General features: G+C 59.9%; 9 protein-coding genes and 2 pseudogenes. 3 read left to right on the top strand and 8 right to left on the bottom strand.

Features of this window, described 5'->3' with window-relative positions; translation table 11 throughout:
• Positions 1-32 precede the first annotated feature (32 nt).
• The 5 genes and pseudogenes from AC5ZG1_RS42425 to AC5ZG1_RS42405 all read right to left on the bottom strand — a co-directional run bounded on the left by AC5ZG1_RS42425 (position 33) and on the right by AC5ZG1_RS42405 (position 4,644).
• The gene (locus AC5ZG1_RS42425; RefSeq protein ID WP_496136368.1) at positions 33-809 is read right to left on the bottom strand and encodes an IS66 family transposase; all 777 of its coding nucleotides are present in this window, start codon (positions 807-809) and stop codon (positions 33-35) included.
• Between the two features lie 100 nt (positions 810-909).
• Positions 910-1,266: an IS66 family insertion sequence element accessory protein TnpB gene (gene tnpB, locus AC5ZG1_RS42420; RefSeq protein WP_210164756.1), complete on the bottom strand. Its 357-nt coding sequence runs from the start codon at positions 1,264-1,266 to the stop codon at positions 910-912.
• Positions 1,254-1,661, bottom strand: coding sequence for an IS66-like element accessory protein TnpA (gene tnpA, locus AC5ZG1_RS42415; protein WP_028169063.1), 408 nt, complete (start codon positions 1,659-1,661; stop codon positions 1,254-1,256). Before tnpA ends, tnpB begins: the two co-directional genes overlap by 13 nt.
• A gap of 1,677 nt (positions 1,662-3,338) precedes the next feature.
• A complete protein-coding gene (locus AC5ZG1_RS42410; protein ID WP_245475127.1) occupies positions 3,339-3,545 on the bottom strand; it encodes a hypothetical protein in 207 nt (68 codons plus the stop codon).
• A pseudogene (locus AC5ZG1_RS42405) lies at positions 3,542-4,644 on the bottom strand (IS5 family transposase). The gene AC5ZG1_RS42410 and the pseudogene AC5ZG1_RS42405 overlap by 4 nt, the downstream one beginning before the upstream one ends.
• A gap of 793 nt (positions 4,645-5,437) precedes the next feature.
• On the opposite strand from AC5ZG1_RS42405, the gene AC5ZG1_RS42400 reads away from it, so the two are divergent.
• Both AC5ZG1_RS42400 and AC5ZG1_RS42395 read left to right on the top strand, forming a co-directional pair.
• Positions 5,438-5,671, top strand: coding sequence for a hypothetical protein (locus AC5ZG1_RS42400; RefSeq protein ID WP_245287682.1), 234 nt, complete (start codon positions 5,438-5,440; stop codon positions 5,669-5,671).
• A 19-nt stretch (positions 5,672-5,690) separates the two neighbouring features.
• Positions 5,691-5,882, top strand: coding sequence for a hypothetical protein (locus AC5ZG1_RS42395; RefSeq protein WP_028169064.1), 192 nt, complete (start codon positions 5,691-5,693; stop codon positions 5,880-5,882).
• 1,126 nt (positions 5,883-7,008) lie between these two features.
• Here AC5ZG1_RS42395 and dctA read toward each other — a convergent pair.
• The 3 genes and pseudogenes from dctA to AC5ZG1_RS42380 form a co-directional block, all read right to left on the bottom strand.
• Positions 7,009-8,331, bottom strand: coding sequence for a C4-dicarboxylate transporter DctA (gene dctA, locus AC5ZG1_RS42390; RefSeq protein WP_455998850.1), 1,323 nt, complete (start codon positions 8,329-8,331; stop codon positions 7,009-7,011).
• A 377-nt stretch (positions 8,332-8,708) separates the two neighbouring features.
• Positions 8,709-8,866: pseudogene (locus AC5ZG1_RS42385) on the bottom strand (beta-ACP synthase); the annotation flags it as partial.
• A 60-nt stretch (positions 8,867-8,926) separates the two neighbouring features.
• On the bottom strand, positions 8,927-9,076 hold the full coding sequence (locus AC5ZG1_RS42380; RefSeq protein WP_165421513.1) for a hypothetical protein: 150 nt from the start codon (positions 9,074-9,076) through the stop codon (positions 8,927-8,929).
• Positions 9,077-9,882: 806 nt separating this feature from the next.
• On the opposite strand from AC5ZG1_RS42380, the gene modA reads away from it, so the two are divergent.
• The gene (gene modA / locus AC5ZG1_RS42375; RefSeq protein ID WP_496136367.1) at positions 9,883-10,629 is read left to right on the top strand and encodes a molybdate ABC transporter substrate-binding protein; all 747 of its coding nucleotides are present in this window, start codon (positions 9,883-9,885) and stop codon (positions 10,627-10,629) included.
• Positions 10,630-10,656: the final 27 nt, after the last annotated feature.

The following is a 10,656-nucleotide window of genomic DNA, read 5'->3' as shown; positions in this document are numbered from 1 at the left end:
TCATCGCTGTCACAGCTTGTGCTCACAGATTATCAGATCATCACGATCATCCTTTCTGTGTGCTTCTGCAGCACACTGTCGTCGGCGTGGATGCGCTCGGCCGCAAAGACATGGCCGCGGATCGCATCGACCAGCGGCATCAGGGTTGCCGTGGAGGCGCCCACCCAGTCCGCCAGCGTCGAGACGTCGAGGTCGATGCCTTCGCGCCGGTAGACGTCGCTCTGACGATGGAGCGGCAGGTGCAAGCCGTATTTGGCGAACAGGACATGGGCCAGCAGCTTGGGTCCTGCACGTCCGCGCGCGATCGGGTGCGAGGGAGCCGGAGGCTGGGTGATGGCTTCGCAGGCCCGGCAGACGAGCTTCTCGCGCACGCGCTGGATGACTTTCCACTGCCGCAGAATGAGCTCCAGCGTCTCGCTCACGTCCTCGCCGATTTTGCGTAACCGGCGGTCGCCGCAGCATGGGCGGGCCGCAGGTATCGGATAGACAAGGCGTTCCCGTGGCAAATGCTCCGGCAGCGGCCGGCGCACCGGCTTGCGGCGCTCGAACGATGGCACCGTAATCTTGTCGCCTGCGGCCATCTGCGCCGCGGTCTCGGCTTGCGCAGCGTTCTCCTCCAGATCGGCGAGTTGCAGTTCGAGCTGATCCAACAGTGCGCCACGTTCCGAGGACTGTCCGAACTTCTCATGCCGCCGCTTCTTGATCGTGAGTTTGAGCTTCTCGATCAGCAAGGTCCGCGCCTGGGCGTCCGCTTCCGCGGCCAACCGCGCTACCCGCTCGGCACGCAGCATCGCCTTCAGCGTGGTCACATCGTCGGGGAGAGAATCATCGGCGCCATCCCGGTCAGAGAATCACAATAAGCTGTCTGTGTCTGAACTGCCGACGTGTGGTCGATTCAAATCCCAGCGATCAACCCGCCGCCTGCGGCCGCCAAGTGTGTTGCGGCATCCGCCAGTCGATGCCCTCGAGCAGGTAGCCAAGTTGGGCTCGGGTGATGGTCACAATGCCATCGGCCGACGACGGCCAGAGGAAGCGGCCGCGCTCCAGCCGCTTGGCGTAGAGCGACATGCCGAGCCCATCATGCCAAAGGATCTTGATCAGCTTGCCGCTCTTGCCTCGGAACACGTAGAGGTCGCCGCCGTGCGGGTCGCGTCTGAAGGCCTCTTGCACCAGTAACGCCAGCGAGTTCATGCCGCGGCGCATGTCGGTGTGGCCGGTCGCAATCCACACCCGTACGGCGGGCGGAATGGGGATCACCGCGGCCATCCATCTGCCAGTGCCGCGACCGCGGCCTTCAGCGTCGCCGCGTCGACCGTGCCCGTGATCCGCATCCGAGCCCCGGCCGCAAACTCGATCTCGATCGCGCCGCCGCCGGCCGGCCCGACCGGACCAAGCGTCGGCCCCGATTCCGCGACCACCATCGCCGGTACGAAGCCCGTTTGATGGGCGGCATCCTTCGGCTCGGGACGAAACGACCGTCGCCACCGGAGCAGCAATGAGCGCGAAACGCCATATCGCCGCGCCGTCGCCGCGACCTGGCGCGGCGCCTGCAAGCTCTCCAGGACGATCTTGAGCTTCTCATCCTCGGACCAGCGCCGCCGTCGGCCTGTGTCCACTACTTCGAGCCGCTCGACTTGGGCACTGCGCCTATCACTGTCCATAAGGACAGTTCTCAACAACACGCCTCACTCGGCAAGGCGGCCTTCACCGGCTTCACCGGACGGATACGATTGCTGAGTGAAAGATGCCGCAGTTAAAGGTCGGCCGCTGGTCACTGAAATAGGGATTCACAATGAGACTTGCTCGATTGAGCCTGATCAATGCGGTGCTGAAGGCCGGTTGTAGCTGTACAATAGGCAGACCTCATGTGGCAGTCACCTTCAACCTACCAAGGAGATAGCGACACCATCAAGCGGAGGCCGGTCATGGGGCCACTTTGAGATGCGGCGCGAATGGACAATGTTACAGTCACATCAAACAAGGCACGGCATTTCAACCTCAGCTGAACGATGCGCGACTCTGGTAGTCGGCCAGGCTGACAATCAGGCTCGCCAGCCTCACGACGCCAATCCTATCGGCATCGAGACGCAGTTCACTTCGCTTGGTGATCTTCGAATTGCTGTGACCCTAATCAACTTGCACAGCGCAAGGATGGTGCACGGATGACGCGCTGGTGCAAACCAAAACCGCGCGTGCTTGAAGGCGGTAAAGCCGATCGCGCATTGCGTCCTGATGCTTCGCAGTCGCGGATCAGATTGAATTCCTGGCCGCTTGCGGCGATGCTTGTCAGCGCTCTCCTCTGGGCCGGTATCTGCTGGGTCGTCTATGCGTTCTCATGAGCGAAATGACATGCCAAAGCTGCCAAGCTGGCGACACAAGATGGCCGCATTAGCAAGCGCCTTCTGGCCTATACGCTTGAGGTCGTCGATTGACCTCTCTTTGCGGATCGCGGCCTTCAGGATCTTAGAGGCAACTTAGGCACGTCGGTTTGGTGCTGGGAAACGTCTTCGCCGATTTCGTTCAGCGCGCGCATGGGGCGCGGCCGTTTCGACACCGAACATAGGAGATGTCGCCCATCCTGTAGCAGGAAAGACAAGCAACCAACGGATGACCGAGCTGTTCCGGAAATTCGCGCACGTTATTCAATTCGGCAAATCCGGTCGCGCGATCTAGCGTATGCAAGTTGACAAACGTGTTCTCCACATACGCCGGGAAGTGATTGCCCACGCCAGGACCACCAAGAGTCTTTGTTGTTGCACCGGCGCCAGTACATAGTGTCCCACTTTCTCGAAGTGAAACGGCAGCGAGGTCTCGGCCTATCGAACCACTCTACATCCGACTTAGCACCGGTGAATGCGGCCGAGCGTGGACGCTGAAACAGCGCGAAGCCCGACGCACACTGCCGGGTATGAGGTGCGTCGGGCTGTTGGGGCATGGCGCGGCACCTGGCCGTGTCCAGCCCGCATGACCCCTTGCAAATGATATGCCACACGAAAAGGCGCCGATGATCCGGCCCCACCCCCCGGTGCAAGGGCCGCACGGATGTTCACTTGTTCGCGTGCCAAGTATGGGCCGCCTCCTCAGGGCGTGGGTTGCGTTGCGCTTGTGATCGACATTGATCTAAATAGCTGGCCCGACGATCTCTGGATTTCGATGTCGCGGAGACTTCGTTTACGCGACCTGCAGCGGGACTCTGATCTCCGAGCGGATTCGCCCGAGCCAAAGAACCAACCTAGCCGCCCCTAGCTAGCAGGCTGTTGAAGAAGTCTTTGAACGGTGTTGTCACCGTTGAGAAGGCAGATCTCCCCTTCGAGTGAGCCGTCATCCTGCAGTTCGGCCTAGCCGTCACCCTCGGCTGGCTCCATTTCGTCGTTTCCCTGCCAGCCGAACTCGGCGGCATCGCCGTGGCAGGTTCCATGAATGGAGCCTGTGCGGCAATCGAAGGCGAATTCGCCGCCGGCCTCGTCGAACAGGATGTAGGCGCTCGCCAAGGCCATGCCGTAGCTCGGTGTCTCGACGACCTGCCATCTGCCCCGAATGCTCATGCCGGTGCCGCCAGAAGCTTGGGAAGCCGGATCAAATTATAGACCGCAAGCGCCAGGACGAACACGGCATCCACCCGGTCGCGGCCTCGCAGCTTGATCTTGGCCAAGCCAGCGGAACTCTTGATCCAGCCGAAGACTTCTTCGATGCGTTTGCGGCAGCGTTGGCTGATGTCGTAGCCGCTGTGACGTGTGGTCCGCGCGTCGATCGCCGTCTTGCGCCGCTTGCCGGTCTTACTCAGATGTCCATCAATCGCAATATGCGGAGTAACCGATCTATCTCTCAGCTCGTGGACGAACTGCGTGACATCATAGGCCTTATCCGCCCCCAGAGTGATCCGTTTCGCGCACCCGCGCCTGTCGATATGGCAAGCGCAATCTCCCGTTCGGCGGTGCCCGTCGCTTGGCTCACCCCACCCAAGACCGCTAAACCATTGCGGTTCTCCATCAGCGCATGGCCCATATAGCTCAGCTTAGCCGGCTGGCCGTCACCCTTCTTGTAGAGCCGCGCCTCGGGATCGGTCGTGCTCGCATGTCTCGTTCGATCGCTTCTCCTTGTGGAAGCTGCGCTCAGCATTGCGTCCCGGACCGTCCTCGTCTTTGTCGCTGCCATCCTTCTTCCGGAAGCTCTTGATCGAAGCCCGGGCTTTCAATCAGCGTACCATCCACCGAGAAGTGGTCGCTCGATAGTAGACGCTTGACCTTTGGTTGCGCCAAAAGCGCGTTCAGGAACTTGGCCGCAATCTCGCCTTCGAGCAGCCGGTCGCGGTTCTTCGAGAAGGTCGAATGGTCCCAAAACCGCATCATCCACCCCGAGCCCAACGAACCAGCGGAACAGAAGATCGAACTCCATCCATTCCATCAGATGCCGCTCCGAGCGAACCCCATAAAATGCCTGGAGGAGCATCGCCCGAAGCAACTTCTCCGGTGCGATCGAGGGGCGACCGACGTTCGTATAGAGCTTGCCGAACTCCCCAGAAAGGTCGCCCAGCGCCGCATTCGCCAAGTCTCGGATCACCCGTAGCGGGTGGTCGACCCGAACCCGAGCCTCCAGGTCCACATAACTAAAAAGCGAGCCGGACTGTTCGTCACTCCCCCGCATCGCGCCCCCAGTTAAATCCTGGTCCTAGAGAATCACGATACGAAACGCTTCGCTACCGACTTCTTCAACAGGCTGTTAGAGCTAGACGGCACCTATATAAGCGACCTCCTGATCGGGTCTGATCTGAGCCTCGCGCCGACTTGCGAGAAGGATACGATCCCCGCGTGCGGATCGGATCCGCGATCAGTTCGCAGTATTTCCGGATCACCTTGGGATCGCCGAAGTCGCCGATGGCCGGATCTCCCGAGCGGCCAAGGGCGAGGCCGCTGATATGGTTATGCTCACGGGAGAGGGCCTCTGCACGCACGACGGCGCTCTAAGAGAAGCACTCGATCGCTTACCCGGGCGCGATCCGTCGTCAGCACTGAGGCGGGCGCGGCGCTGTTTGCATGAGAGTATAGTTAGTGTCGGGAATTGCTATCACGACCCGAGCGAAAAGCGTCCGGCGCGTGGGCCAATAGGATGCCAATGCTCAAAAGAATAAGAGTCCCGACAAGAGCCGAATACATACGCCACCTCCATCGCTCACTTCCTTTTGAACTGCGCGACCGCTTACACAGTCAATTTTTTTCCTGAGCGCGAAATGCGTTCGCAGCCAAGTGATGAGTCCGAGCCACAGCGACTAGCTGGCAGCATGTGGAACCGTCAAAGACAGAAGCTGTAAGACCCAGCTGCTCTGCTCCAACCGCCTGATAGGCGTAGGGCGGTGACCGAAAGGCTCATGTGGCAAATGTGCAACGGGTACTTGGTTTCTGCGCGGGAGTGTCCGAAACGAACACTTCAGGCCGTTGAGATGGCGGTAGCATTTGCGCGCAAGGATTGGGGTGTCCGGATGAGGTTTTCAAACTCGAAAGATGAGAGCTTATTGTTTCTTTGGGAAAGTGTGCGGCGGCAAGTGTTGGCTGGTCGCGCGGACGGCGGACGTTGCCGCTTTGTTGGTAACAATCTGCGCAGCTATGCTGAATTGCTTCGTTCGGAAATGGAGCGGCGAGAGCTGAAGTACACTCCGATTAATTGGTCTGAATAGCCGCTCCACGGGCATACCGATGAAAGACCTGCAGAAGCAACTGAAAGAGCTCCGCACCGATGCAGCCGAGTGCAAATTGATCAGCGATCTGGCAACTGACCAGGAAAAGCGAGAGCTGTTCGCAAAGCTTGCGGATCACTTGAGTGGTTTGGCGTCCGAGCTCGAGCGCGCTATATCTGTAAAAGTCTGTGGCACGAAGACGGAGCTGTAAAGACGGTCGCACGATGCCAAGAATCGGCTCTGGGTTCACGAGAGCGGCACTTATGCGAAATTCACGAGGCGGGTAAGCTGACGCACGATTTTGCGTCTGTGGCTGCCGAGATCGTCCATGGTTAGGATGTCGCCGGGACAAAGCGTCGGAAGGAGGACTCTCTCGACGTAGAGGCGGAAACTCTCGCCATCGTTCGGCCCTCGAGAAACCATGGCGCCTCAATCCGGTCATGGCGCAACGCGGCCAGGAAGGTTATGGTCGTCCAGCGGCCGTTGGGACTCTTGCTGTGAATCCTCTGGCCACGCGGCGCACCCCCGCAAGGCCCCATATCGGTCCTGGCCCAGATCTCGCGTTCGCCAGCCACAGTTTTTTCAAGCTGAGCTTCTCGGCGTGGAGAACTCCCATATTGAACGGTAATCAGCCTTAGGTCCGCGATCAGTGAGCTCGGCGACCAAGCCGCGCAGGGTGAAGTCCCCTTGATTCGCCCTAAAACCCGGACGCGGTGTTTGCCGGAAATGGCCTTCGACCTGTTGCCGCGCATCCCTGCCGGGCACCACGCTGCCGGTCTCGCAATGCCGTCGCGCCCATCCAACGGCCGTGCTGACCGCAACACCGAATGTTTAGCCGCCTCGTTGCAGGACAATCCACCGGAAACAACCCTGCAACGCCCCGCTTCCGAAGATCCTCAGAGTAAGGCTTGCCGATCCGTGCTGGCCTCCAGGCCCAGCCAGCATGGTAAATCCGAAGTCTCCTGATTTGGGAATCCAAATTCGATTCAAGCTAACCTTCAGACCCGCTTGCGATGGGGCATTGCACTTCGCTAACGCTTCGCCGTCATGCGATTGGATAGAGGACTATCACTTTCAAGCAGTTGTTCAGACTCGGCGCTCATGAGAAACCGCCCGGCGAAACCGAGGGTTTCGTCCCCTCGTCTCACGGAGCAGCCTCTTTAGGACGTTATTCCGGCGCGCTCACGAAAGCGAGCGAACCGGCAATCCAGAGGTCGCGGCGAGAGATTCCGCCTTCGTAATCCAAGTCGGCTGCTGCCGACTTGGACAAGCAAGACTCGCGAGTTCGCGTACACCTGCGTCAACGCGTCCTGGAATGACGAACAGAAATGCAGCCCCTACCCCGTCGTGTTTGTGGTCTCGCCGTCGGCCGCACCAATTTCCTGGTTGAGCCGCGCATGAAGCGTGGCCTCGTCGAGTTCGCCTTCCCACCAGGACACGAACACCGCGGCAATACCGTTGCCCATGATATTGGTAAGTGCACGCACCTCGCTCATGAATTTATCGATCGAGAACACGATTGCCATGCCCGGCACCAGCGCCGGATTAACCGCTGATAGCGTCGCCGCGAGCGTGATGAAGCCGGCCCCGGTGATACCGCTTGCGCCTTTCGACGTCAGCATCGCCACGATCAGGATCGTGAGCTGCTGGCCGAAGGTGAGATCGACCCCGAGCGCCTGCGCGATAAACAGCGTTCCCAAGGTCATGTAGATGTTGGTGCCATCGAGGTTGAAGGAGTAGCCGGTCGGCACCACGAGCCCGACCACGGGCTTGGAGCAGCCTAGCCGCTCGAGCTTCTTCATCAACTGCGGCAGCGCGCTTTCCGAGGACGAGGTGCCGAGCACGAGCAAGAGCTCGTCTTTGACATAGGCGATAAACTTGAAGATCGAAAAGCCAACGAAACGTGCGATCAGACCAAGCACGACTACCACGAATAGCGCGGCCGTGGCATAGAACAGCGCGATGAGCCCGATCAGATTCCCGAGCGCCGAGGGTCCGAACTTACCGATCGTGAAAGCCATGGCGCCGAACGCGCCAATCGGCGCTGCCTTCATGACAATGGCAATGACGCCGAACACGGCGTGCGCCGTGTCGTCGATCATGCCGCGCAACTTCTCGCCGCGCTCACCCAGCGCCATCAGCGAGAAGCCGAACAGGATGGCAAACAAGAGTACCTGCAGGATATCGCCGCGCGCCAGCGCGCCGACCACGCTGTCGGGAATGATGGTGAGGATGAAATCGACGCTTTTCGAGGCTTCCGCCTGCTTCACGTAATTGGCGACGGCTGCGGCATCGGGCTTGGCCGCAAGGCCGTGGCCAATCTGGAAAAGATTGCCCATCACCAGGCCGAGCAACAAGGCAAAAGTGGAGACGATCTCGAAATAGACCAGCGCCTTGAGGCCGACCCGGCCGACCTTTTTCGCATCCTGGATGTGCGCGATGCCCGAGACCACGGTGCAGAAGATAATCGGCGCGATGACCATCTTGATCAGCTTGATGAATCCATCACCGAGCGCCTTGATCCAGTCGTTGGTTGCGAGCGACGGCCACAGCCAACCGACGACGACGCCAATCAAGATCGCGATCAGCACCTGAACGTAGAGAATTTTGTACCAAGTTTGCGACGGCCGCGCGGGCGCCGCAGTTGCGATGGTGGTCATGACGCTCCTTCCCTATACGAACTCGAACACCGAGCCGCCGCGCGTTGAGCGGTGACGGCATCAGACGAGCTTTTATGCCAGCCGTGTCCCATTGAAGACGGCGATGTCGGAAATCCGACAGATCGCAGCGTGAATTCCGAGGGTAGGTCGGCAGTTACCTGTGTTTTCTTTTGTTAAGCAAGTCGCGCGCCAAGCGCCAAAGCCATGCGGCCGTTCAACCGACGAGACTGTGGACCGACTGTCTCCTGACGACACTTGGCTGAATCCCAGAACCACGTTCGTGCCGCCGAGGGCAAAGGCATTGCTCGGCGCGACGCGCACCTTGCGCTCGCGCGGCAGAGTGGGCGCGACCTCGAGATCGACCAGCCGCTTGCGGCAATGTCATGCTCGGGAAGGGTTTTGAGCTTGGCCCCTATCCTGAGCTCGGAGTTGCGATCGGGCCAATGGCGGAGCGGCCTTCGCGTATCTCCTTATAGATGGAGGCGCCGTCGGTCCCCAACCCGCCCATTCCGGTAATGACGACGCGCCTCCCCATTCAGGCCTTCTCAGCGACCACGCCGCGGACAGTCGCGTCGCCGACATTCTTGAGATTCGATCAGGCGTCATCCGTGTTCATCTCAATCTCGATCGCGTCGGACTGCTCCAGGTCGCAGATGATGTCCCTCAACTCCAGCGACTGGATGCCACACCAGGTCAGTTGCCTGGCGGTCGTTGTCTCGCCGCCGCCGACGGCGTTTTCCTTCATCGTGCGACAATTTCCTTCGCGAGTTGAACTGCCATGCTGCTGCTTCCATGACGCGCTTCGACGCGAACGCGGCGCCATCCCCCAGCCGAGCCACGTCGCGACGCGTCGCGCGACAGAAGCAGCGACGTGATTCGTCGGGCGTCAGGTGCTGTCAATGCAACGTTCCGTAACATTGGTAAAATTGATTTTTTGGATGGCACGCATCCACGCCATCGACATGTGGAGACAGGCCTTCAAAGGCCTTGATACAGCCTGCCCCCGGGCGTTATCCGGCCTCGGTCATATTGTTTCGCACAGCTACAAACGACAGCCTCGATACTCCTTCACCGGACGATACACGCTGAGCTCCTGCCGCGCCTGGACGAGTCGCTTGCCACAGAGTTTTTCTCGAACGGACGCTTCATAGCGGCGACGTGAAGGCAGAACTTATCGTATTCCGACACCCCCAGGCCAGGGGGCTACGTTGGGCCGGCCGATGAGCCGGAGATCGGAGTTCGAGCCGTTCAAAGATCCAAGGTCGGACATCACGGCGCGGCGGAGCCAAGGTTGGGGCGGAGTATCCCAAGAAGTTTTTCGTTCAAGAGGCTAGAGATGTTCGGTTGAACACGCCGAAGTCGGAAAGCTGACACGGCGCTGGGGCCATTCCGCCGCAATTCAACAGCCAGGCTGGCGCTTAAGCGTGTTTGGCTGCTGTGGCGCAAGGCGCGCATCATATTTCGCGAGCGGCACGCCGTTTGCTGGGATCAGGAGCAGAAGCCGTCGCGGCCAAACTGGTCGCAGGCCGCCCCGCTCCGAGAGACTTCCCAATGAGGCTTGCCCGATTGATCCTGATCAATGCAACTCTGATTCTGATCCTGCTCCTGCTCGAAAAAGCAGCAGCGGTGAACATCAGTCCCACCCTTGCCGCAAACGTCCGTCTGCCGAGCAACGAGATTGCATCACCGCTCACTCAGACGACGCGGCTCGAGGCCGGGTTGAGCTCACGCGCGCACGGACAGGCTTGCAGCTGGATCATCCAACCCGCGCTTTGCATCCTTCTGTCGGCCGATCGGTTCCGCCCAAGTAAACAGAGCGAGAAGCGTCTCCCGGTATCGGGAAACAGCTTCACCTCTAAGAGCGGCAAGTTCGTGCTGTGGCGTTCGAATGTGAAGTTCGCCAATCGCGCGGATAGCCTTCAGATGATGTCTGTGGCAAAATCATCGATCTGCAATCCGGCCGCCGCACCTTATGATGGCGCAACGGCGGTGCAGGTCATGAAAGCGCCAGGCGTCAGTGCGGCGATTCAGCCGAGGGCCGATACCGCCAGCATCACACACGCCGATCGATCCGAGACCGGTAATGCCGAGCTCGGATTTGTCGCGCCGCCCGAGCTCACAAACAGCAAAACCCGTTTGCCCTGGCTGGTGGCGCGGGAGTCTTATGGCCCGATGGGGCCAAATGCCGTGCTGTTGGAGAGCGGCGCCAATAATAAAGCGACACGCGCTTTCGTCGATTTTCTTAAAGGGCAAAAACTCCACGCGATTATCGCGCGGGGTGGCTACGTGCAAAGCTAGAGTTGACGCATGGATGGCTTTTCGCCA

The organism is Bradyrhizobium sp. Leo78 (assembly GCF_059512425.1).
The sequence above is the reverse complement of the archived record's forward strand: the minus strand, read 5'-3'. Positions and strand labels throughout refer to the sequence as shown.